The sequence below is a fragment of the Stieleria sedimenti genome (assembly GCF_025060895.1).
GTDB lineage: Bacteria > Planctomycetota > Planctomycetia > Pirellulales > Pirellulaceae > Stieleria > Stieleria sedimenti.
Window position 1 is genome coordinate 71169 of sequence record NZ_JANZKV010000146.1, and the last position, 26639, is coordinate 97807.

General features: G+C 59.5%; 8 protein-coding genes. 7 read left to right on the top strand and 1 reads right to left on the bottom strand.

Features of this window, described 5'->3' with window-relative positions; all coding sequences use genetic code 11:
* Positions 1 to 90: 90 nt before the first annotated feature.
* Positions 91 to 20418, bottom strand: coding sequence for a beta-propeller fold lactonase family protein (locus NZK35_RS18470; RefSeq protein ID WP_259634070.1), 20328 nt, complete (start codon positions 20416 to 20418; stop codon positions 91 to 93).
* Positions 20419 to 20876: 458 nt separating this feature from the next.
* Between NZK35_RS18470 and NZK35_RS18475 the strand changes: the two genes are divergently transcribed.
* The 7 genes from NZK35_RS18475 to NZK35_RS18505 all read left to right on the top strand — a co-directional run bounded on the left by NZK35_RS18475 (position 20877) and on the right by NZK35_RS18505 (position 26499).
* Positions 20877 to 21128: a hypothetical protein gene (locus tag NZK35_RS18475; RefSeq protein WP_145219140.1), complete on the top strand. Its 252-nt coding sequence runs from the start codon at positions 20877 to 20879 to the stop codon at positions 21126 to 21128.
* 17 nt (positions 21129 to 21145) lie between these two features.
* Complete coding sequence (locus tag NZK35_RS18480) at positions 21146 to 21310, top strand: hypothetical protein (protein WP_259634014.1); 165 nt, start codon at positions 21146 to 21148, stop codon at positions 21308 to 21310.
* Positions 21311 to 21608: 298 nt separating this feature from the next.
* Positions 21609 to 22121, top strand: coding sequence for a bidirectional hydrogenase complex protein HoxE (gene hoxE, locus NZK35_RS18485; RefSeq protein WP_259634015.1), 513 nt, complete (start codon positions 21609 to 21611; stop codon positions 22119 to 22121).
* Entirely contained in the window at positions 22122 to 23771 is a 1650-nt protein-coding gene (gene nuoF / locus NZK35_RS18490; protein WP_259634016.1) for an NADH-quinone oxidoreductase subunit NuoF, read from the top strand.
* Entirely contained in the window at positions 23772 to 24515 is a 744-nt protein-coding gene (gene hoxU, locus NZK35_RS18495; protein WP_259634017.1) for a bidirectional hydrogenase complex protein HoxU, read from the top strand.
* Complete coding sequence (locus NZK35_RS18500) at positions 24512 to 25054, top strand: NADH-quinone oxidoreductase subunit B family protein (RefSeq protein ID WP_259634018.1); 543 nt, start codon at positions 24512 to 24514, stop codon at positions 25052 to 25054. The genes hoxU and NZK35_RS18500 overlap by 4 nt, the downstream gene beginning before the upstream one ends.
* Before the next feature lie 8 nt (positions 25055 to 25062).
* On the top strand, positions 25063 to 26499 hold the full coding sequence (locus NZK35_RS18505; RefSeq protein ID WP_259634019.1) for a Ni/Fe hydrogenase subunit alpha: 1437 nt from the start codon (positions 25063 to 25065) through the stop codon (positions 26497 to 26499).
* Positions 26500 to 26639 lie beyond the last annotated feature (140 nt).

Here is a 26639-nt window from a genome sequence, read left to right on the forward strand (position 1 = left end):
CACCTATCCGGCGAAGGTGACTGGCGAACTGAACAATCACATCGATGTCCGGCTGCGAGAAGACGGTCGGTGATGGGGGACTCTGTCGAGTTAAAACGGTAGCGATCGTAGGAACCGTTGCCCGAAGCGGCCGTAGTCTTGGCCGTCGATGTCGCCGTCACCGTCGCTGTCCAAGGCTTCGTTGTAATCGGGCTGGCCCTCGCTGGTCAGGAACGCAAGTCCGAATCGTCCATAATCTTGGCCGTCGACGTCTCGGTCGCCATCGGTGTCGCCGTAGAGTGCGAAGAAACTGTCCGCTTGCGTCGCGCCGAACTGTAGTGCACCTCCGGCGACGCCGTCACCGTCGCCGTCAAACTCGGCCGATGTGCCGGCGCGGCGCACCTTGGAAGGGTCAACGGTCAATTGATAATTCCCATCGACGAGCGCGCCCCCGGTTCGCGTGAAATCACCGCCAAACGAAAGCGTGACAACCGTATTGCCATCCAGGTCCGTCTCCACGGTATGACTGGTGTCGACCGCGACGGGCTGATCACCGCGTCGTTGCACCAGGAACGCGTCTGCATCGATGTCGACGGAACCGTCAAAGATCAATTCAAGTTGGTTCACTGTCGATCGCTGCGCCCCGGTGCCGAGCGAACGTGACATCACGTCCACCATGTCCACCAACTCCAATCGCACCTGTTCGGTCTGGCGAATCACGTCCCAGGCCAAACCGGCGGGAGCGGGCGGGAGCGTGTCGACGGTAAAACTGTCGCCGGCCGCGGCGATCGAAACCGATTCGATGTGCCGAAACTCCGTTTGGAACCCGGCCGTTTGTGTCGAGGCCGGATCGAAACCGGTGCGACGGATTCCCGAGTGGGTTGCCAGATACAGGTCGTTTTCGCCGACCGCCAGGTCCGACGTTCCAATGGAAACGTCATCGCCGGCCATATCGACGATCACGGCATGAAGCAACGACAGTTCGCCCGTCGCGGGATCGATCGCGTAGGTGGCGATCGTATTCTGGTCGCGACTGGTCAAGACCGCGACGGATGCATCTGTCGATAGCTCGATCTGGTCAACATCGAGCAGACCACGAACGCCGGTGTCGCCGTTGCGAATCGTTTGCACCGCATGAATCTGACCGGATGCTTCGTGGCGGCGATACACGCGGACCTCATCGGCGACCGGGGACGCGGTGTAGATGAACTGTCCGGTGGCGGATGCGGCGACCGCCAGATCGGTCACGCCGGCGGAGGTCGCGACGGCCAATTCGGTCACGTATTGGAGGTCTACGCCCGAGCTAAACGAGACATCTGAATGGACGGTTCCGGCGAACGTGAACCCGCTCCCGATCGTCAGGTTGGGATTTGCCGAGGCGACGAAAACCTGGCCGGAATTCGTGATCGCACGTAGACTCCAAGAACGGAAAAACGTGCGGGAAAAATCGGCGGAGTTGTCATCGTCGGTGACGACTAATCGCCAATCGCCGTTGAGCGTCAAGCCATTCAAGACAGACAGCGACTGTTCGGGGCGGTAGGTCCCGCTGCCGGTGTAGGCCAGGATCGAACGCGTGGCCTGGTCGCTCAGCGTGACCGTCCTGGAATCACGGGAACCACCGACGTCATCGAATAAACGCACCGATCGACCATTCGGCGCGATCAGGCGAACGTCCAACTCGTCCATGTCCGCATTATCGATCTGGACGGTCACGTCAAGATCGGTGATCACCGGAACGGTCAGACGACTCACACGGAGCGTCTCGGAGGAATCCGCGGTCAAGACGATGGGGGCAGGATCACCCGAGTCGGCTACGAAGGCGGCCGCGGTTTCGGAACCCAAGGGCGTCGTTTCAATGACGGTCGTCAGAGATCCATCGGCAGCACGCGACAGAGTGACAAACGTCCCGCTGCCGACGATGATCGTTTCACCGTCGCCGGAAATCTCGAAGATCGGGTCATCAAGCGACACCGACACCGCGATCGAGCCGGCGAGTGTAACCTGTCCCGTTGTGGTGTCTCGATCCAAGATGGCGACTCGCCCCTCATCCGCAGCCGTGACATAGACGTTCTGGCCGTCCGGACTGATCAAGACATCCGATGCACCGCCCAAGAAGTTGATGCCGTTGACGCCGTCTCGGAGTGATTGACGAAGCGTTCCGTCGGCGGCATCGATCACGAACAACGAGTCATCTTCCGAACTGACGGCATACAACGTGTCGCCGTCGGGACTGAGTGCGACCGCGTCGAACTGATCTGTGACGTCATTGACGCTGGGAACGTCGCCGGACAGAGTCGCCATTTGACCGGCGGCAAGGGTCTGGTTGTCGATGACGTTGCTTGCCCCTGCGACCGAAGCGGTCAAGTCGACGTCCCCTTCGGGAACCAAGGTGATCCAGACGCTGTGGGCGGGCAACGCGTGGAGGACATGCGTCCCACCGGGGCCGGTTCCGGCGGCACCGCCGAATGCCGGGTCGATCTGTCGTCCGCCGAGGGCCAACGGCAAGGTCGTCGCGCCGGCACCTCCGTTGACGATCAATCTCGGATCGGCCACATATTGATGCGTCAGGTTGGCCACCACCAAGACATCGTAGCCGACGAAATCTTCGTTTGTCGTTGCATCGTGATCGGTATCCAATTGGTCCATCCGCAGGATTCCGACGATGGCATCGGTACCGGCGAGTTCGCGGAAGACTTCGAAGTCGTCCGCGGTGAACTCGGTCAACAACCCGAACGCCTCGGCACCACCGAGCACATCGGGAATGCGAGGAGTCAACGGACTGCCCTGGACGAAGGGATTGCTGCGCGAGATCAGACCGGGCTGGGCGGTCCCGTCGAAGCGGCTGATGGTTCCATTGCCGCCGACCAAGACCGGATCGATGACGGCGGTGTTGCTGCCGAGCAAGATTCGTCCGTGGTCGGAGGGGACACCGCGGCCGTTGAGTCCACCGCTGGCATCGATTGCGACATCGGAGGTCAGGTTGAGCGAGGAAGCAAACCATTTGACGCTTCCGGCGGCTCCACCGGAACCTGCGCCACCGTCGCCACCCTTGCCGCCGTTGCCGCCTTTCCCTCCGTCGCCTCCGTTGCCGCCATCGCCACCGCTGCCGGGCAAGAATGGGATGTCGTCTTGGTAATCGCCTTCGAAGCCTTCATCACCCGAATATCCGATTTCGCCGAGATAGCCGACTTGGATCGCATCGGCCAACTCGCCGGGCGTGCCATCACCGCCAGCGATCGAGACGGACGTTCCGAGCAGATTGGCATCGCGATCGGGGGCGAAGACGACACGACCTGCGGCGATGATCTCCAGCGCCCCGCCGCCATTTCCGCCATCGCCGCCGTAGCCTCCCTCGGTGCCTTCGCCTCCGTCACCGCCGAAGCCACCATCGCCACCGTATCCGCCTTCGCCACCTTCGTTATAAGGGTAGTCGATTTCGCCTTCGTCATCGAGGAAACCGCCGACGGCTCCTCCTCCTCCGCCGCCGCCGCCAGCGCCGCCGCCTCCACCACCGCCTCCGCCACCCGCTCCGCCGCCTCCTCCGCCGCCGGCTCCACCACCGCCGCCGGTGATAATCAAGGCATCCAGTGGGACGGTTCGGGCGAGGGTCGCGTCGTCACCTGCCACGCCGTTTTCTCCATCGAGTCCCGCTTCGCCAGCGGTGCCGTGGAATCCGTTTTGGCCGTCGAACGCGTTTCGTCCGTCGCTTCCGTTGACATCGACTGAGTCTCCGCCTTCGCCTCCATCGCCTTCCGTACCGGCGATTCCTTCTCCGCCTCCGAAGCCATCTCGGCCACCGGCGCCGAACAGTCCGGGATTGCCGCCGTTGATTCCCGCTTGACCCGATTCACCCGGTTCGCCGGCAGTGCCCTGGTATCCGGGTTCACCGTCGAAGGCGAGTTCCCCAAATTCACCTTCTTCGCCCGGCGTCAAATCATCAAAGAAAGCACCGAAGCCGCCAACGCCGCCGTACCCGTTTTCGCCGCCAAAGCCGCCTTCGCCACCGAAGCCGCTACTGCCTCCGTAGCCGCGCTCGCCGCCACCCGGGCCCGGTGAATTTTCGGTCGCGGCAAATTCGAAGACCACGTTGTCGCCGAGATAGATGTCTCCGGCGACGTGGAACGAAACACCTCGGGCGCGATTGCCGACGACGCGAACGATCGAATGGTCAGGCAGGAACAAGTCCCCCGCGAAACGAAATTGGGCGATCGTGCCGCCGGCAATGTGTTCGGCGTAGAACCTCGTTCGATTGAAGAAACTGGACGATCCCGCCAGCGTTAGCGCCGCGGTGTCGATGTCGACCTGCCGAGAGCCCGCGATGGGGGGCAGCATCGCGGTGACCGGCAACGCGTACGATTCGGGAACCATGGCGTACTGCAAGTTGTCAATCGTCACGCCGTCGGATTGCACGTCCAGCGACTTGAGTCCGGCGAAGCTGGACGGTAGCGTCTTGCGAACGAATCCTTGGCCCGCAGGAATTCGCATCTCGGAAACAACCAACGACGAGTCAATCGTCAATCCGGCCCAGCGGATCAATTGTTCTTGATCGGTTTGCCAGACATCGACGCCGAATACTCCGAATCCCATCGCGTCGGCCGGATTGGTGATGGTGATGTTCTCGACCCACGCGGCATTGCCAACGCCGACCGCCACGCCAATCGTTGGGCTAGTTCCGGGCGCCGAAAACTGCAGTCCGCCTTCGGTGTATTGTGTCGAATCGGAGATCAGCGATTCGAAACCGATGCGCTGATCGACCGCAGGATAAACCATTCGGGCCGAGTCACCGATCAGCAGCGAGACCGGATTCAGATCGATCGTCGGTCCCAGCAACCGGGCCAAGGGCGCGGCCGCCGAATCAGCCGCTTCGACCGCGAGTGTGTCATCTGCGGTGCCGCCAGAAATGCGAATCCGTGTGTCTGGGTCAGCGCGGAACACCGTGACGGCCGGATCGGTTGTGTCCAGTCGCCGCGCCGAGACGCTGCCGTCGCTGTGACGGACCCAAGCGGTCGGTTGCGAGCTGGTGTGGTCGTCCAGTGCCACGGTCTCGACACCGAACCAAACATCGTCAAACAAGTCGGACGTCGGCAACGGGTTCATCCCGACCGATACGACATCATTGCCTGCGTCTCCGACCAACTGCAGCCCGGTCGGATGCGACGACGTGATACGAAACTCGTCGTCGCCAGCGCCACCGCCAAATCGAACGGGCGCGTCCAAGCCGGACGCGAATTGAAACACATCATCCCCCGTCCCCAACCGGCCTTCGTAATCTTCAAAGTCAGCCAATCTCACTTCCGATGCCCATCCACCGGTGATTTGCCCCCAGCCGACGACGACGTGTCCGGCATCGACATCGAACGACCCGTCGATGATGGCGACATTCAGTTCGCTTTGGTCCAAGACGAATTGATCGCGGCCCCTTCCGCCATCGACGGTGATCGAAGCATTGACTCGGTCGGTGACGAGTCGATCGTCTCCACCGCCCAGGAAAAGCTGCAGCAACTCGTTGGGATCGGTCAGCGTGACGTTGTCGCGCCCCTTTCCTAACCGAATCGATGAAGCGAGAAGCGGAGAGTCAATGATCAGGTCGTAATCGATCTTGTCCGCCCCAAGGAACGTCACGTCAGGTGATGGTGCACCCGCGTCGCGGCGAATCGTGACACTTGAACCGCCGAAGCCGCTGAACGTGTCGCCGCTGAACCAACCCACTTTCGTCGACCGCGCGTCGTCGTGTCGGTCGTCCAAAAGAATCGTTGCCGGCAGGTTACCGGAGTCGATGATCAATGGGGAATCAAGATCGGATAGCGAGCTGGGGAACCAAGGAATGTTGGTCAGTCCCGGCGTGCCGACGGTGGTTTCGGCGGTGTCGCCCGTGAATCGAACGGTGGTTTCGCCCCAATAAGCCGGTGTTTGGGGGACATAGACCTGGGACGCCGGCGTCACCAAGGTCATCGATGTCGCCCAGGACGACGCAATCAGTCGCCTCGAAGGTCGGATCGTCTGAGTTGTCGGTACGGCAGAGACCCCTGATCCTGTGATCAACCAAGGATGTTGAGCTTCGACCGGAACGTTCGTTTGATTGACTTCGATGGCAAAACCATTGGCTTCGATCCATTGGTAGGCTTGGTTGTCGGCGACGAGCGCGCCGTCGACATCAACCGTCAGCTGGTTGTCGCCTGCACCGCCGTCGACGAGATATTGCTGTGTCGAAAGATCGATGGCGTTGGGCACGGCTCCGACCGACAAGTGGACCTGGTCAGCTGCCGATCCGGTGTGGACGCGAACACGCTCGACAGAGCCGTCGTAACGGACTCCATCGGCACCGAGACCGCTGACGCGATCGGATTCGATTCTGACGTCCGATGGCAATGCGGACAGCGCGGCGTCAAAGAAAACCTCGTCGTCGCCGCCCGTCGCATGGATGGTGAGGGCTTCGGTAATGTCCGCTCGTTGTCCTTCCTTTCCGATCGTCCACAAATTCACGCCGCCGCTCGTGGCAAAATCCACCGGACCGCTCGTCGCGTGAATGGTGAACTGATTCGTGCCACCGGAGTCCTTCACCGTATGGCTGACGCCTGTAGCCGTGTCGCGAATCAGCAGGTTGTCTTGTGAGACACCCAGCCGCAATTCCAAGCTGGCGATCCCGGTGTAGTAAACTCCGAACGCCGACGCCAAGCCGTCGATCGCGTCGAACTCCGTCTCATCTTCCAACACGAAGCCCGTGACAAACGCGTTCGCCAGATTCAGGTCAAAGCCGCTGGTGGTGAACAGCCGAATCTCTTCCACGGCGCCATCGACCGCGTAGTCGACTTCCATCATCACGCCGATGCCCGACGACAACATCGCATCTTCGGCGATCGAAACCACGCCATCGGTGACGTCCACATCGAACGGATGGTTCGTCGCAAACGACTGGAACTCCGCCAAGGAGGCGAATTCTTGAACGGCAACGCCGGGTAGGAAACGGAGCGACGTTTCCAAACTGGGGTTGGCCAGCATTTGATCGATCAAACCGGTTTGACGAATCCGATGCAGGTCTCGGATCTTGTTGCTGACGGCGTTTTCCAGCAACGCAGCGGAGATCCCGGCGGGTACCATCGGTTCCAAGATGGCAAGGTCGGTCGTCAGCGACCGGGTCTCGATCACCTTGCGTTGCAGCACGCCGACTCCGCTGCCATCGACTTGGCCGTCGTTGTCACCGTCGAGGTGGGACAGCGTGTTATCGATGATCAGTTGATCGCCACCGGCGAATCGGTTTCCATCGACAATCACCGGTCCGTCGAGGCGTCCCAAATGCCGTGCCTCGGGCATCGTGATGGTTTCCGAATAAGCCGGGACGGTGATCTGTTCGGGCACCAGTAGGTCGGCTTGCGGCGTCCGAATGGTTCGGGTGCCATAGCGGGCTGACACGTAGACTCGCGTATAAATCGGAAACAGTTTGAACAGGGGAATCCCGTAACCGATGATCTTGCTGTAGGAATACGCCGGCCGAATCAGGTAGCTCTCAGTGGTGATGATGTCCGGTTGCGGGATGCGATTGATCCGGGTGTAAGTGGACTCGGGGATCAGGATATCCAAACCTCTTTGTCCACCACCCAGGAACACTTGATCGTCACCGCTGCCCGTGTTGATCTGGATTTCCAGTTCAGCCAGCGTGCCATACACGTAGATCCTGTCGTCGCCGGCGCCGGTCAGGATGATCAATCGTTCGACGTTTTTAATTTCGGGGACGACCAGCCCGGCGCCGAAGATCCGTTGAACCAGTTCGCCATCGATTTCTTCGGTAAAGACGATGAACTCGTCGTCGACCTGTGTGCCCAGGATGACGAGGGTGTCGATCCCGTCGCCGCCGTCGACGTTGACTTGTGCATTGCGGACGTAGGAAAGCGTGTCGTTTTCGCCGGCTGCGGAAATGACGTTGACGGTATTGAGCGACAACGGTTGGCCCTCGTCACCGGCTTCATTGGTCGTCAGATGTGCTTGAATGAAGAAGATGTCATCACCGGCTTCTCCGAACAGTGAGATCTCGGCAAGGTTGTGGTTGACTTCGAAGTAGTCGTTACCGCTGCCGCCATAAAAACGGGTCGGAAACGACACGCCGTCGGTGATCTGGTCGACGACGTCGATCAGGCCCAGCGTCGGATGGTTGAAGGTTTTGGTCGACAGGATGTTTCCGATGAAGAAACGGTCGCTGCCATCGTCACCGTAGATCGACATCTCGGTTGCGGTGTCGTCGGTGATAAACAGGTCATCGCCCGCCAGGCCACGCAGCGTGACCAACTCGGTCGTGAAGTACTGAACCTCTTGCCGATAGAGTGCCGCCAGCTGCGGGCTGCGGACGACCAGGTCGGTCGTGAATTGCGTCAACACCGCAAACAGCGAATCCAACGAATCGCCTTGTTGGGGCAGGTAACGTTGGATCGCTCCACCACCGAGTCGCAAAACGTCGTCGTCATGCGTTCCGACCACCGTCAAGGCATCCAGTCCGCTCGCGCCGGTGTCTTCGATCCGCAAAATCGAATCGCTGGCGCCGGCAACCGTCACATTCAAAGAGATTTCATAGATGTCGCTGCCGATTCCCCCGTCGAAGGTCGCGTCGCCGCTGAATCCGTCCACAACGAAGCGATTGACGTCGGTGGGTTCATTGCCGCTGACGAGATTAAATCCGAACAAGGAGACCGATGAAAAGATCGCCATCGGTTCGGTTTCTTCCAGGACGACACTTCGCTGCGTTTCACCGGCAACGCTGGGCGCTAATTCGGCGATCGTCAACGAAGCATCGCTGAGTGTGAAGTTGGCGTCGCGTGATTCGGCCAGCGTGTTTGCACCTCCGGCATCAAGGAACACGTCGACACCCCGTCCTCCGGTGTACAGGTCGTCTCCCAATCCGCCGTCAAGCGTGTCGACGAACGGAGTCCCGATCAGGACGTCTTGACCGTCACCGGCGGAAACGGAAAGTTCGATGAGTGATGCGGAGATGTCACCGGCGTCGATCTTGTCGTCACCGGCAAACGTTTCGATGATCAACCGATCGCCGCGTTCGACGCCGCCGTTGCTGATCGAAAACTGAATGCTGTTCTCGATCGAACCGGAAATCGTTTCGTCATCGCTGCGAACGGTGATTGAATCTTCGCCTGGCGTGCCGAGCAGTCGAAGTGTGTCGGCGTCGAAATCGATGCCATACTCCGGCGTGATGAAGACCTCTTCGATCGCCTTGCCCTGGCTATCCAGCAGCGGATTTCCGTCTGGGCCAAAGACGGGAATGGAGCGCTGGCGTGACCGTTCGACGTTGCGAAGTTCATGCAACACCGGGATCGAATCCGAATCCACTTCCCAGACCGGCTGGCCCGCCTGGTCGACGACTCCGTCGCCCTCGATCTCTTGGAAGTAGATAAGCGTGCTGTCGGCGGTCAAGCTCCCCAGGATCGGGGCGCCGCCGGCGTCGTAGCGGTAACTTGCCCCGGCGGATAGCTGCTGGCGGCGGAATCGCTCGACGGTGGCGTCAGACGACATTCCTTCGTTGAGCGTTAGCGATGCATCAAAGACCCGCCGCACCTCGCGATACTCGATTTTGGCTCTGGTTTCAAAGGCCACGAAAATCGGCTCGCCATCGGACAGCACCGCGGTGCCGCCGCGGTGCGACTGGACCCACGCGATCTGGCCATCGGGAAGTGTCTGTTCGGTCAACGTTGGCGTGCCGTCCACTTCGAAATCGTACGATCCGCCATCGAATGTCTGACGATAAAAGCTTGTCGCGGTTGTGGTGTCGGCGTCGAAGGGATCATCGAGGGAGAAGATCTGCGCGAGATTGGCTCCGTCCAAGATCAGCGTTTCACCCGTCTTGAGTTGCTCGGTCACCGCAACGAATTCCAAAATCTCGCCCGTACCGAAGTCGACGTCGACGTTCTGCAGGGTCGTCGAGGTCACGTCATCAATCGTCACCGAATCGGCGCCGGCTTCCAGGCGGAGGATCACGCGTTGGAATTCCTGCAGCAGAAACGTGTCGGTTTGGAATTGATCCGGCAACCGTTCTGACTGATACGACAGCATGACGTCTGCCGGATTCGCAAACGACGGAGCAATGGCGACGGTATCGTCGTTCCGATCTTCGATGGAAATCAGCCGGATCGTATCGAGGTCTTCGATGGTTTCGCCGTCCACCGTTTTGGTCGACTGGCCGCCGAGGATCAATGCATCGGTACCGTCCCCGACCATCCATTCGAACGTATCTTCGCCGTGATTGCCGCGGAGTGTATCGATGTCGGGGCCACCGGTGATGGTATCCGGGCCGCCTTGCCCCCAAATGACATCATCGCCGCCACCGCCGAGCAGAAAATCTTGTTCGCCGGCCGGGTCAACGGTGAGGGTGCCGTCGCCGGCGATCGAGATCACATCGCCATAGATCTCGTCGTTTCCGTCACCGCCATCGATGCGGTCTTCGCCCTCGCCACCGACGATGAAATCTTCACCGCCGTCGCCGGTGATTGCATCGTCGCCACTGCCGCCGTCAATGGTGTCATTGCCTTCGCCGCCGCCGATCAAGTCGTTTCCGCCGCCGCCGCTGATCGAGTCGTCGCCTCCCATGCCGCCCAGAACGTCGTCGCCGGCACCGCCGTCAATCTGATCGGCCTCGTCCGAGCCGATGATCGTGTCGTGTCCGGGACCGCCGAACAACTTTCGGCTGGCGCCCAGCGACGAATGGACTTCGATCGTATCATTGCCCGCGCCGCCGTGGATCTCGATCGCCGCGGTGACGTCGGCCGAGACGATGTATTCGTCGTCGTTGGGTGTGCCGGCGATGAAGAGTTTCGACACGGTGGCAGGATCGAATTCTTCGCGATTGCCACGTGATCGGACGACGATCCGCAGGTGTTGTGTGTTGTCGGTCGGATCGCCGGGTGTGGCGTCGACCATCTTTTGTTCGACCAGGTACTTTTCGCCCCGATTGGGATCGACCGGTTCTCCCGGACCGGGTTCGTACTTCAGCGTGACCACATCATCGGTCTGTGAAGCGATCGTCGCATTCGGATTGGGACAGCTGAAATTGAACTCCGCCAGCACGGCACTGAAGAAGGTCTTGCGCGCTTCGAACACCGTGACTTTGCCAAAAATACCCAAATCCATTCCGACCCAAAAAAAGGCATCCAAGAACGTCGAGAGCCGTCCCGTGGTGTCGAACAGACATTGAGCCCCTTGATCGAGTCGTTGATCCAACTCGCTGAATCGCAGTTTTCCGTCATAAACGTCCACTCCCGCGATCGCCGGATCGGGCACGTCATTCAAGTTGAAACCGACGTTGGCGCGAATGCCGCCTTCGACCCCAGCCTCAATCAATCCCGCGATACCGACCGACGCTCCGGCGGTGATCGTTGAACTGAGCGTGACTTCCGGTAAATCTGAACGAATGGAGCCGTCGCCGTTGAACGTGACTTGATCGTCGACATAGAACCCTTGAAAGATTTTTTCGGCCTCTGTGATCGCAGAGTTGCCTTCTTCTTTCCACTGCCGAATGCCCGAGGTGTCAAAACCGAAGATGAAATCGGTGTCCGCTTGAACGCGACCGCCCAAGCGTGCGTTGAGGCCGGCGAAGATCGGGAACGATTTGCCGTATTGGAAGTTCAGGTTCAAACCCGGCATTTCGTACTTGAACAAGTCGACGTCTTTTCCCAACAGCAACCCAAACGCGGCAAAGGGATCCGTCAGCAGCGGAAACTCAATCGATCCCTTGGTGGTACCGATCTTTTCGGTCACCCCTTTGGTCTTGGGGTTCGTCGACTGGTCCAGTTGGGAGGTCGTGTCTTTGGCGCCGTCGGTTGACGGTGTACCGCTGCCGCCGGGCGAACGGACTTCATCTCCGATTTTGAAACTGCCGAAATCAATGATCAATGACTCACCCTGGGAGTCGTTGAGAAAGGCTTCGACGCGATCGACCAATTCGACGACCGCCGCAATCGCCTCAACGCCCTTGGCGACCGGGGCAAACTTCGTCGGCCCCAAAACGACTTTCGCGATGTCGAGCAATGAGGTTTGGGAGGCGCCCAAACGCTTCAGCAACGGGATGTCATCGGTCAACACCGACACGATCGGCTCGAGCGGTTCGGTCACCCGAGCCACTTCGGAAATGACCGGCCCGACGAAGCCGGTGATGAATTCACCCAAGTCCAACTTCACGTCGGCGAATTCGATGATCGGCGAGCCGCCAAACGTTGCCGAGGAACCGCCGGTGCCGAATTCGATTTCGGCGAACAATTGATCGTAATGCAACGTCGTCGTCAGGTTCGGTAATTGCAACCCGTTGGCTTCGGGCAATTGCACCGTTGTGTCCAGATCGACGTTTGCATCGGCGACCAAGCGGCCTTGAATGCCAAGACTTTCCAATTGAAGGGGTGCCCAGCGTCCGTTGCCGTCTCCGTCTTGCAAATCGATTTCGAATCGACCTCTCAATCCGCTGGAACCATCGGCGTCATCGATTTCGTTGATCTGAACTTGCAAGAATCCCAGTTCACCGGTCAGTGACGTTCCCGGGGCGAGTGTCGCGGAGAGATCGAGTGAGAACTCCGCGCCGCTATCGGTCACGCCGTTGGTGTCGACGTAAAACCAATCGCCGCTGGAAAGGCCAAACCCGAACCCGAAGACGTAATCCATCTGGATGGTGATCGCGCTGTCGTCTTCCGAGCGGAGGCCCAATCCCGGCACGCTGGCATCGAACGTCAGTGGCACCGTGATCGCTTCAAACACTTTTCCCGAAAGGACAAGATCAAATTGGACGGCGTCGTCGCGGATCGTCAGACCGATGTCTTCAGGCGCTTGGATGTCCTTGAGCAGCAACCGTCCTTCGCCGTCGAACTGCAAACGTCCGTTGGAATCGAAGTCCGGCACCATCAGCGCGCCTTCACCCAGCTTGCTGACCAATGCGAAAAGTTCCGCGCGGATCAGATCGAGAACCGTTTCATCGTTCGCGATTGCCGATTCCAACGCCGCACCCAATCTCGCGTCATAGCCGGCATCGCCATAGTAGTAGAATCCTCCGGCGTTGGGCACGTCTTGCTTGATTCCCAGCAAGTCGTCTTCGAGCGTGCCGACAAAGGACGCGGCATCTTTGAGCGCGTCGCCGGCGAGTGGCAGCCCGAGTTCGGCGAATTTCGCATCCAGATCCGAATTCAGGCCCGCGAACAGTTGCTCCAACCCATCCAGCAGGTTTTTCGGATCGTTGATCATCGCCCCCAGCCCGAACAATTCCTTCACACCCGGGCCGGACAGGTCATAGTCGAAATCGCCGCCGCTGAAGCCTTGGCTTTCCATGGAAACGCCGACGTGCAGCACGTTGTCGCCGAAGCCGTTGTCGTCGTTGTCTTCGGTCGTGCCTCCGACGGGAATGTTGTCACCCAGATACAGCGGCAGCGACAGATCCGCCCGTCCAGCGACGGAGATTTCTAAATCGTCCGCACCGATTTGGCCGACCTCGTGACGCCCCTGGTCGTTGTCTTGGAGTCCGTAAGCCGCCCGAACATCAATCTCCGCGGTCGCCTGTTTGATCGAGAACCCGATGGTTCCCAGCGAGGTATTTTCACTCTGGCCGATCAAATCCGCCAAATCCAAACGGACATCCAAATCCACCGGTTGGGAAAGGCCGGCGGTCGCGGAGACAAAAACTTCCGACGCGTCGGTAAAGTACGACACCGGGTTCAAGACGTCGCTCAAATCGTACCCGAACCCGAAACGGATCCCGCCCGAACCCGACACACCCAATTTGATTTGTCCGTCCGAATCGCCCACACGCACGTCCAGTGCGTCCAGGTCCACGGTGACGTCGGCCAGCAGCGGACTGTTGTCAACGAAGTCTTGGATTTCATCTCGGAACAATGCGTTCAGATCCACCGAGAAATCGAACTGCTTGTCGACCAACAGCCGCTCCAGGGCGAAGTCGATCAAGAAGTTTGAATCTTGATAGGTGATGGTGAACGGTTCGACCGGTTCTCCGAAGAAATCGCTGACGGCCGTGTTCAGATCATCGGCGACACTGGCGAGGTGGCTGCCTGCATTGTCCCGAACCCCTTCGATCGCGTTCTTCAGCCCGACGATCAAGTCGTCGGTGCCGTCACCGAATAATTCCATCGCACTTTGGTTCAGCCCGGGAATCCTGCGGGCGATCAAGCTGCCGTTGACGGGATCTTCGTCGACCAATTTGTCCAGACCGGCGATGATGCCGTTGAGGATCGCGTCCAGGCTGACCCCGCGGAGCCCCAGAATGTCGCTGAACTCGGGGACATCAAAGCGAATTCCCGAGACCAGGCTGTCCAGCGTTCCGACCGTTTCGCCGAAGCTGCCGCGGGCTCGGATCGCAAGTCCGTCGTCGTTGAGTCCGGAGAGAAACCCGTTCAATTGGATCGGCAAGTTGATGTCGACGATCGAATCGCCGCCCAGTCGGGGCAGCAATTCAGTGGCGAGCGAGGTGCCGTTGATCAAATCGCGGTAGGAGAGACGTTCATTGGTTTCCAAGATCATCGAGCCAACAATCTCCGCCGTCCCGCCGACGACGCTCAGCCCGATCGGTCCCAGGTTGACGTCCAAGTCAAATGGCACCAGATCCCCGTCGACGTCACGCCCGGTGTCGACTTGCAGATCGGCGACCAAAGCGGGCGAATCGACGTAAAACTGCCCGCTCGAATCGATCCCGAATTGAAACGTCAGGTCGATGCCAGCGCTGACGTTCAAGACCGGGGGCGTAGCACTGTTGACACTGAAGCCGAAGTCGGATGGGTCAAATCCGCCCAACCGTAACTCGTCAAAATTAATCGCAATCGTTTGGTTGTAATCAAAGGTGGGCAGATCGACGGTGGCGAGGAACGACATCGGATTGTTGCCGGCGGCAAAATCGATGTGGTCCAAACCCGCCAGTGTCACGTTGGTGACTTCGTTGCCAACCGTCGCGATGGCAAATGCATTTTGGATCGGGGTCAGGATGTCGCTTCGCAATCCCGTTTGCAGCTCGTTGGCAAAGACGGTTCCGTCCAGATCGATGCCGAACACATCAGCCACCGACAGTGATCCCAGCAATGGAATCGAGACGCGTGGACTGAGCGTTTCGACGAAACGATTGGCCAGACTCTGGCCGTTGTTGGCACCCGCAACCCAGCCCGCAAAGGCCTCCAGCCCGATCTGCAGTTTCGCTTGATCGGCAGTGGCGGCCGAGACGACGTGTTGGTCCGTCGGCGGATCGATGCGTGTTCCCGCCGTAATCGTTTCATGCATCAATGCGGTTGCGCTGGCATCGCTGCCCAGTCCGATCGCGCTGCCCATCTCGTGCATGATGACGTGCAACAGATCGATGTGATCGTTGTCCAGGTCGACATCGGTCGTGGGGCTGGGGTCGACGAACCATCCGTGCCCGGCCGCCGTGGGATCGATCTGGATCGTGCCATCGGGAAGTGTCCGCGAAACTTCACCCAGCGGAAGATGCCCGATGACAACCGTCGGTGTCTCGACAGAAATCGTCGCGCCGCCGCCGGCGATCACCGTGTATCCGCCGACCACGTCTTGCCATCGCGAGACGGCTTCAGCGATGATCGCAGTCAGGTCGGTCGATTGATCCAGCTGGGTCGCCGGAGTTTCGCTGACAATCAATGGCGGCTGATCGTTGGCCAGCGGATCGATCGTGATCGTGGCATCCACATGACGACTGGCGACACCGGGTGCAAGCTCGGTTTGCGTAGGCGTCTGTTGCAACAGGATACCGATCTCGTGAATCAACACGGAAAGCAAATCTATCCGATCGGCCTGGACCGTTGCCGAACCGGTGACGTCCCATCCAAAATCGCCGCCGGTATGATCGATCAGCACATCGCCCGAATCATTGCGGTTGGACAGCTGGCCGTCGGGAAGGTCCCGGATCAGAAACGGCAGCTTGTCGCTGACCAGCAGGACCTGTCCGGAGTCCGATCTGATTTCATACGCTTCCCCCGAATCCCCCGGGCCGGCGGTCAATCCGACCAAGGTATCGCCGCCGTCGTTGTCAACCAATCGCAGCGTTTTGTCGTGAAACGCGAGAACAGCTTGATGGACCAACGCGGAGGGCAAGGAGCCGATCGGATTGGCGATCGTCGTCGATAGCCGCCCGGACGCGGTAACGGCCGGCAACGGTCCCGACGTACTTCCTGGTGTAGGCACATGCACTTGAATCGGCCATCGATCCGCCGCGATCGTGCCGTCCTGGTCACGGATCCGAAGGTCAAACTTTTGGTTCGGCTCGATCGTGATCGTGTGCGGAAGATTGGTCCCATCACCGTCGGCAAACTGAACAACAACATCAGCACCCGAGGTCACGATTTGGTACGTCCAGTCACGGGGAATGCGGGTCAGATCGATCGTGTCACGTCCAACTTCCTGATCGGTCTGCGACGCCGTCGCGTTGGAACGCAAGACATCGTGCCCCCATCCTGCCGAATCGGTGGCGGCAAAGTAGAACACGTTGTCGCCACTGGAGCCGATGAGGGTGTCGTCACCTTGTCCGGAGACGACGTCGAAACCGTCTTCCCACGTTAAAAAGTCTTCGGTCGTCGCTCCCGGCTGATAGGTGACGCTGTGGGTGTCGATGTTGATCGTCAAGTTTTTGTCGACGCCGCTTTCGAACAGATTCAAGACTCCTTTGACGCTGTCACCTCGATCGGCAACGAACTCGATCTTGAGATTGTTGCTGATCAGACGGTCCTGATGCGGACTACCGATCACTTTGCTCAGACCCGAGACGCCGAAATCGGCGATGAAGCCCGAGACCGGATTGTCGTATCCAAAGACTTTGGTGACGTCAACAACCGTTGTCAGGCCTTGCAGCCGGTGGCCGCCGACACCACTTGCACGGCCCGACGACGTTGCCGCTGTGGCAAAGGATGGCGGAAGAATGTCACCGTCCAGGGCGTAGGTCTGCACTTTGTTCAACAATTCTTCAAGGAAGGGATGACGCTCACCGTCGACGACGCTGCCCAAGACCTTTTCGTCGGCCAGAACATCGACGGTCGGATCCAACGGCGGTCCTTGATCGGGCACGTCTCCGGTGTAATCCGAATAGTCCAGGGTCACGGTTCCGTTGTTGCCGGAATTGATGGTTCCCCTGAGAGTCGCGTCACCGTGGAAGCGAACTGTCATGTTGCCCAGTTCAGGTCCCTGCAACGACTCGATGTCCATCGCGACCAGGAAGCTGGCTTTGTCGCGTAGAAAGTCGGTGATCGGTCCCGTTTCGGGGGCACCGAGCCATCGATTCAAGATCGCGTCGGGAGTCACATCGCGCACGACGATATAATTCGAATCCAGATTGGGGGCGACGGGATCTTCGAAGAATGTCTGGTCGGGACCAGCGATCGCTTCATGGGCTGCATCAAAGGCATCGTCAACACCATACGAGTAGACGTCGACGACAAGGCTGCCGACCATCCGGGAGAAATCCAGCGTGTCGAGCGATTCGGGGATCGGCTCGCCGTTGATTTCCAAATCGGGATAGTCAACGATCGCAGCGGCGCCCCAGAAATTGGTAAAGCTGTAAGTGTCCGCCCCCGCTCCGCCGGCAATCATGTGAAGCCCCGGCAACGGTCGCTCATGGACGAATCGATTCGATAGACCGTTGCCGTACAGCTTGTTGAAACCGCCTGCGTATTCGACGCCCGTGATGCGTTGGTTACCGGCAGAATCCAGTTGCAGCTTCAGACCATTGACGGTCTCCGTTCGCAAGTCGGCGATGTTGCTGGCGTTGTAGATTCCGTTGGTGATGTCGATGGTGTGACCGACGTTGAGGCCGTTGGGGACAGACCACTCGCTGCGCGGGACGGAACGATACCGAAAACCGTCTTTCAGAACGAGCTTGCCGGGGAACTCGACATCGATCTCATGCAGATAGGTGTTTTCGTTGATGCCGCTGATGATCGTGGTGTTGGCGTCGACATGAGAGATCCAGATCGAGTCGGCGTACCGGTCAAAAACATAATCGTCGATTTGCGAGGGTAGAACATTCTGAATCGCATCGGTGAGTGCCTTCCCTCGTTTGACCCGCATGCCGACGCTGCCGTCTTCGTTTTTGAAAGGCTCGAATTTGAGCGGGATGGCCGAGTCGGAAAAGTCAAAGGTCAGCGTCGCACCGGTTTGTCGTGCCGTTGACGTGTCAAAGTGCAAGTCCTTCCAGCGATTGCCGATCTGGACGGTTTGGTTGCCCGTTCCCGTGACCACCGTTTTCACCGCCGTCCCCAGTCCGCCTTCGGTGTGGAGCTGGTTGCCCGCGTTATCGCTGGCAGCGATTTGTTCGGACTTCACGTCGAACGTGAAGTCAGTGGTCGTTTTGCTGAAGTCGAGCTTGTCGGTGCGGAAATCCAGCAGGCCGGTGGTGATGGTGTCGTTCCCAAAACCGTCTTCGAATTCGAAGGTGTCTTCGCCACCGTTGCCGGCCAGCGTGTCATCGCCCGCGCCGCCGACGATCGTGTCATCACCGCTTCCGCCGTCGATGCGGTCGTTGCCTGGACCGCCGAGCAGCACATCGTCGCCGGAGTCGCCACGGATTTCGTCGTCGCCTGCTTCGCCAGACACATAGTCATCGTCATCGCCGCCGCGGAGCACATCGGCACCGGCTTCGCCGACGATGGCATCGTTTCCATCGCCACCGTTTAAGTCGCTGCCGGTCGTTTCGGCGAACAAAAAGTCTTCGCCGCGTCCTCCCGTGACCGCAACCACATTGCGGACCGTTCCACCGATGGCGGGGAAGTCGCCCGCGTCGGCTCCGATTGAAAACCGCACGCCCGAGGGATTCGTCGAAAACAACTGGGGAAACGCGGCGGTGATCGTGTCGATGGCCGTGGCGTCTTCGGGATCCAAATTCCCGTCTGCCTCGCTGCTCGGCGGATCGTCCGGGACATACAGGTATTCGGCGCCTCCGGTTCCGCCGTCGAGGTCACCGGCCAGCCGGGCGTCTTGCTCCAGCGTGACTTCGTCGCGAGCCTGGGTGCCGATGATGCTGCGAACGTTTGTCACCCAGAGTTTTTTGCCCGACTCAAACGTGACCGTCACGTTGTTGTGCACCGGGCGACCGGAATCGCGTTTGGTGAGCGTGATTTTTACCTTGCTGGTCAACTGGGAAAGATCCAGCACGGCCGTCGGATCATCTGAGGGCATCAGCGGATTGCCGATCGTGATCGTCTTGTTGAAGAATCCGTCGACGGCCAGTGAGTCACCGAACTGGTCAAGCACGACGATGGTGTTGGTCCCCGATCCGGCAACGATTCGCTCGATGTGGTTGCTCGCTGCAACTTCATGAACCTGGCCACTTTCGGCCGGCGTGGTGACCTGAAGGAATTTCAACGGATCGCCAAGTGTGATCGCTAGATCTGTCGTGACTTGCGTGAAGTAGAGGGTGTCTGTTCCTTCGCCGGCAGCCTCGTCGACTCGGTCTTTGCCCCAGCCCTCTGCGGGAGAGTTGGCTGCGAAATGGTATCTGTCATCGCCGGGGCCTCCTTCCAAGGTATCGTTTCCGACACTGAAGTCGGCCGCCGCATCGAACGAATCGTGGTCACCGAAAAGCTTGTCGGCCCCCGGACCGCCGTACAATTCGTCGTCGCCGGCATCCCCGAACAGCGAGTCGTCGCCGTCATCACCGGAGGCGACATCATTGCCGGGACCTCCAAACACCTGGTCATTTCCGGCACCGCCCAACAGCGCCGCGGCCTCGAAACCGAACAGTCCTGGTATCCGGTCATTCCCATCGCCGCCGAGAAGGGTGTCATCGCCGGCGTCACCGCGTAGACCGTCGACGAGGTCACCGCCGACGATGCGGTCGTTACCCTTGCCGCCGCGCAAATCATTCTCGTCGGTATCCGATCGCGCGGTGAGCGTATCGTTTCCACGCCCGCCGGTGATCTCGATGTTTCCATCCAAGACGTCAAATCGAACGCCCGCCGAACTCGTGGTCGGGCTGGCATTCAGATCCAAATTCACCGGTTTGTTCACACCGCTGGCAAACAGCTTGTTCGGGTTGGCATAGTCGCTGGTGTATGCCAACACGATCCGGGTGGGCGAGACCGGAAAGCCCTCGCGACCGTTCCCCAGGATGGCTCCCTGGTCCAGTGCCGCGCCTTGTTCGACGATGAAAACATTTTCCATCGGGCCGGGAACAAAATGCTCGACGTGAGTCGCCGTCGCTTTCTTGCCGCTCGCGCTGGTCACTTCCACTCGGTTTTTGGCTTGGATACGAAACGTCAAGTTTTCCGTGACGTTGCGAAAGTCCAGCGTGTCCAGCGATCCGCCCGCGGCGGCGGATTCGTTGATGTTCGTTCCGTTCCAGTCGGCGGTGCCGAATTCGTAAACGTCGTTGCCGGGGGTGGCGGCGAACACTTGATTGTCCGGGCCGACCGGATTGACCGCCAGCAGTCGGCGCGGTTCGAGCGTCTCGATGCTTCTTTGAAACATGCGTCGCCGCTCGTCCGACGCGCGCCTACGTTGCACACGTCGCCTGGTTGTTGCTCGTTGATCCATTATCTTGGGGGGGGTGTGTCTAGGCTGTGTGAATTCCGTAGCCCTGAGTCTAGTGGTATGCCTCCCACCACGGTGAGACCGGTTTGTCGGATCGGTCCCCAGTTACCGCCTGTTTTTGCTTGATCCCGCAATCGTGGTGGGTGATCGCGTGAGGTTGTTGTGAAGTGGGGGAAGTCGCAGGGCGGTTGGTCGCCGGTCACGATGGCATGATCGCAAATCGGGGCTACACCCACTCCTGCGAGATTCCGGAGAGAAGGCCTTAACCGAATTTTGAAAAAGAAATTTCCCCCATTCCGCATCGCCACCGCCCGGGCAGAGCGACGAGGGAACACCATTTGCGTGCGATCAGTCTCGCTCGATAGCTCTGCCCCCTAGAGTGAGTGAGGTGAGTCATGCGTGCTTATTCTGATATGAACACCCACCGTCTTGAGAAGCTGGCGCGTGAGAAAGGAGTCGACTGTCAGATCAGAACGGTGGAGGCCCAAGAGGACGGTCGGTTTTTCGTGTTTGCCGTTGACGGTGTCCCACTTCGCCGCCCCGTCTCGCTCGGTTTCACGGTGGACCGTGCGATTCACACGCTGAACGTCGGATCGTGGCGGCGCTACGCACTGGTCGGCGAGCCCACGACGCTGGCTTCCGCGTGACAAGAGGGTGAGCGCAGGTGACACGATCGATCGACTGGGGCTCCACGGTGCGGACGATCAAACACTGCAACCACGTCTTCAACGCCCCCAATCCGCCTCGCTCGAACATCCGCGACATTCTGGAATTGGTTCGGGCGGTTGGTGAGATCGTGAAATTCTCACGTCACTGCTGTGTTCCGTAGCAGGATGCTGGCCCACCATCCTGCGTTCCGGGTGTGCGGGGTGGCACAGAGGGCAGCGGTGATTCGTGCCGTGTTGGCCGCAACTGGGCGAATCGGCGCGCTTCGCAGTCGATGCCCCTTTCTTTCACGAGGGAATGCTTGGGAACAGGAGTTGCTCAGCACAAGCATGGTTCTCCTGTTCCTCCGCCGCGCGGTGAAAGCACATGTGTGTGGAGTTTGATCGAAACATCCATCGTGTTGAGAGGTCGACACTGAGAATGAATCCCCAAAACGCACCTCGCCCGACGGAGCGAAAACGATGTTGATGGACCGTCCGCGAACCGAACGAACCGCCGTGGTGGCACCACCGGACGACGACAAACGTTGGAAGATCATCGATGTCACGATGCGTCGCAATGGCTACGCGGGACACGCCTTGATCGAAACGTTGCACGCCGTGCAAAGCTGTTTCGGGTATCTGGAAGACCGGTCGCTGCGCTACGTCGCGATGTCGTTGCAGCTGCCGCTGAGCAAGGTCTACGGGGTCGCAACGTTCTACCATCTGTTCACGCTCAAACCACAGGGCGAGCACACTTGTGTGATTTGCACCGGAACGGCTTGCTACATCAAAGGGTCTCGCGGTTTGGTGTCGGCGATCGAAGCGCGTTACGGGGTCAATCCGGGCCAGACCACCGAAGACAATGCGTTGTCTGTGTTGAGCGCTCGTTGCATCGGTTCTTGTGGCGTGGCTCCGACCGTCGTCCTGGACGGAGACGTGTTGGGGGAACAGACGCCAGATAGCTTGATCGCCGAGCTACAGGAGATCGTTTGAATGAATTTAGAAGACCTGGCGGAGATCGCTGAGCAATCGGTCGAAGCTGAAAAATCACAGCGTCATTGTGTCCGCGTCTGCATGGCGGCGAGTTGCCAGTCCAGCGGCGCCGGCGCGGTGCTCGAAGGCCTCCGGCAGCATGCCAAACAGGACGCCGATGGCGGTGTTCACGTCAAGCCGGTCGGTTGCATGGGACTCTGCTCGGCCGGACCCTTGGTCAGCGTCGACGCGACCGAGTCGAAAACAGAGGTGATGTACAAAGACGTCAAGCCGGACGACACCGAAGAGTTGTATGCCGGCCTCGACGGCGCCCCGCTGGAGCGGCTGCGGTGTCCGACGGACATCCCGTTCTTTGCCTGCCAGCAACGCATCGTGCTGAAGAATTCGGGAATCATCGATCCGGAAAATCTTGACGACTACATCGCCGCCGGTGGTTATTCGTCGCTGGTTCGGGCGGTGACCGAGATGACTCCGGCGGACGTTCTTCGCGAAGTCAAGCAGAGTGGATTGCGGGGACGCGGCGGCGGTGGCTATCCGGCGGGTCTGAAATGGTCCACGGTCGCGATGGCGCCGGAGCCACACAAGTTTGTGATCTGCAATGCCGACGAAGGCGACCCCGGCGCCTTCATGGACCGAGCGGTGTTGGAATCGGATCCCCATCGGGTGCTCGAAGGGATGGCGTTGGCCGGGTACGCGATCGGAGCCGAGCACGCCTACGTCTACATTCGTGCCGAGTACCCGCTGGCCGTCGAGCGGCTGAAGAAGGCCATCAAGCAAGCGACCAAGAAGGGGTTGTTGGGACGTCGCATCAGTGACACGACGTTCAATTTCGAAATCGAGATCCGTCTGGGAGCCGGCGCATTCGTCTGTGGCGAAGAAACCGCGCTGATGGCGTCGATCCAGGGCCTTCGTGGGCAGCCGCGGCCCAGGCCGCCGTATCCGGCCGAGGAGGGGCTGTGGGAGTGTCCGACGTTGATCAACAACGTCGAAACGCTCGCCAATATTCCCTCAATCTTGGCCCGCGGCGGAGACTGGTTCAAGGGAATCGGCACCGAGACGTCGACCGGGACGAAGGTCTTTGCCTTGGCCGGACGGATCGCGCATTCCGGCTTGATCGAAGTCCCGATGGGGATCCGTTTGCGCGAGATTGTCGAACAAATCGGCGGCGGTATCCCCGACGGACGACGATTCAAGGCAGTGCAAACCGGTGGGCCCTCCGGCGGTTGTCTTCCCGAAGAACACCTCGACATGTCGGTCGAATACGACACGCTGCGTTCGGCCGGATCGATCATGGGGTCGGGCGGGATGATCGTGATGGATGAGACGTCGTCGATGGTCGATGTCGCGCGCTACTTCATGGAATTTTGCATGACCGAATCGTGTGGCAAATGTGTCCCCTGCCGCGCCGGCACGGTTCAGATGCACGAGTTGCTGGACAAAATCGCCGAAGGTCGGGCAACGCAAGCGGACCTCGATTTACTCGAAGAACTGTGCGACGTCGTCCAGGCCACTAGCCTCTGTGGACTCGGGCAGACCGCACCAAATCCCGTGCTCAGCACGTTACGCTACTTCAGGCACGAGTACGATGAAAAGCTGCGTCCCGAGTCCGAACGTTTGCCACCCTTACCTGTCGTGACGGGAGATCATTGAATGCCTGGACCTCCCGTTACAACATCGACCGGCATGAAAGTCCGCGTCGTCACGTTGAAAATCAATGAACACGACATCGGTGCCCGCGAAACGGACTCCATTCTCGACGTCGCTCAGGCGAATCACATTCGCATTCCCTCGTTGTGTTTCCTGGAAGGACTCAGCACGTGGGGCGCCTGTCGGTTGTGTGTCGTCGAAATCGAAGGCTACCCCAGGCCGGTTTCGGCATGCTCGACGACGGTCAGCGAAGGCATGGTGATCACGACCCATAGCGACCGGCTGAAACGCTACCGACGCACGATCCTGGAATTGCTGTTCGCCGAACGCAACCACGTTTGTTCGGTCTGCGTTTCTAACGGCCATTGCGAACTGCAAGATCTGGCGGCCGAGTGCGGCATGGATCACGTCCGCGTTCCCTATCGCAATCAGCCCTACGCGGTCGATTCGACGCATGAAATGTATCGTGTTGACCACAACCGTTGCGTGCTGTGCACCCGCTGTGTGCGTGTCTGTGACGAAATCGAAGGCGCCCACACGTGGGACGTGATGGGCCGCGGCATCGAATGCCAGGTGATCACCGATATGAACCAGCCCTGGGGTGATAGCAGCTCGTGCACTTCGTGTGGAAAGTGCGTTCAGGTCTGTCCGACCGGGGCGTTGGTCAAGAAGGGAACGGCGGCCGGAGAAATGGAAAAACACGACGAATTCTTGCCTTACCTGGCGCAGATGCGGGGCAACCGATGAGCGATTCAGCCAAAATCACGTTGGCGACCGCGTGGCTGGACGGCTGCTCGGGCTGCCACATGTCGTTCCTGGATCTCGATCAACGGCTGATCGAGCTGGCCGAGAAGGTCGACATCGTTTACAGCCCGATCGTCGACACCAAAGAATTGCCCCGCGACGTCGATGTCGGGATTCTGGAAGGCGCGGTCAGCACCGAAGAGAATTTGCAGGTAGCCAGGAGATTCCGCGAGCGTTGCAAGTTTCTCATCAGCCTGGGCGATTGCGCCGTCAGCGGCAACGTGCCGTCGATGCGAAACACGTTCGATTTGGATGACGTTTTCGATCGCGCCTTCGTCGAAACCGTTCAGACGCAACCCGGCCGGCCCACCGAAAGTTTACCGACGCTGCTGCGGACCGTCGTGCCGATTCATCATGTCGTGAACGTCGACTTGTTTGTCCAGGGTTGCCCTCCGTCGGCGGACACCATCTGGTACGTGTTGACCGAACTGATCGCCGGCCGCACGCCGGATCCCACCCAACTCACCCGCTTCGGAGCCTGAAGTCCGCCATGGGACGTACGATCAAAATCGATCCCGTTTCTCGCATCGAAGGTCATGCGCACATCACGCTGCACCTGGACGATGACGGCAACGTGGAGGATGCGAAATTTCATCTGACCCAGTTCCGCGGCTTTGAAAAGTTTTGCGAGGGGCGGCCGTTCCCCGAAATGCCCGCGTTGACCGCCCGGACCTGCGGCATTTGTCCGGTCAGCCACCTGGTCGCTTCGTCCAAAGCCTGCGACCACCTGTTGAGCGTGACGATCCCGCCGACCGGGGCCAATTTGCGACGGTTGATGAACCTGGCTCAATTGATGCAATCCCACGCGCTCTCGTTCTTTCATCTTTCCTCGGCCGACCTGCTGTTGGGCATGGATTCGAATCCGAAGTCGCGAAACATCTTTGGCCTGTTGGCCGTCGATCCCCAATTGGCCAAAGACGGAATCCGATTGCGGCAAATTGGTCAGACGATTATTGAAATTCTGGGCGGCAAGAAAATTCACCCCGGCTGGATGGTCCCCGGTGGCGTCAGCGCGCCGATCACCGAAGAGAAGCGTGCCGAAATGTTGGCGATGCTTCCCGAAGGCCTGGAGATCGCCCAACGCACCTTCGAATCCTTCAAAGGCTTGATCGGAAAATTTTCCGAGGAAATCGAACACTTCGGTAACTTTCCGACGCTGTACCTGAGCCTGATCAAACCGAACGGTGGACTGGAACACTACGACGGTTTCTTCCGAATCAAAGACGACAGCGGCGCGATCGTCGAAGACATGGTTCCGTTGGAGGAATACGAACGCGTCATCGGTGAAGCGGTCGAACCCTATTCGTACATGAAGTTTCCGTATTACCTGCCGGCAGGCTACCCCGAGGGGATCTACCGTGTCGGACCGTTGGCGCGATTGAATAACTGTGATTTCTGCGGGACCAAACTCGCCGACGCGGCGCTGGACGAATTTCGCGCCCTGCAGCACGGTCGTCCGGTCAGCAGCAGCTTTCACTTTCACTTCGCCCGACTCGTCGAAATCATCTTTGCGCTCGAGCGGATGAAGGAACTGCTGGACAATCCCCACATCCTGGACACGCGGGTTCGCGCCCGTGCACGTGGCAACAGCGACGAGGGCATCGGGGTTGCCGAAGCACCTCGTGGAACGTTGATTCACCACTACAAGATCGACGACGACGGTCTGATCACGTGGGCCAACCTGATCATCGCAACGGGCCACAACAACCTGGCGATGAATCGAGGCATCAAACAGGCGGCCGAACACTTCGTCGATGGCAACAACATGCAGGAAGGGATGCTCAATCGAGTCGAAGCGGTGATCCGGTGCTACGACCCGTGCTTGAGTTGTGCCTCGCACGCCTTCGGCCAAATGCCGCTGCGAATCGAGTTGCAAGACTCACGCGGGAAGGTCCTCGATCAGTTGCTGCGGGAGGTTTCGTTGTAGCTCACGCTGTGCGTGACAATCGGCGAATCAGACGCTGAAGGTGTTAGCGGAACGGCGCGAGCCGTCCGGTGACGCCGCCCGCGGCGCGTGAAAGACCGGAGGGCTCGCGCCCTGCCGCTAACAAGAAACATCGACAGGTT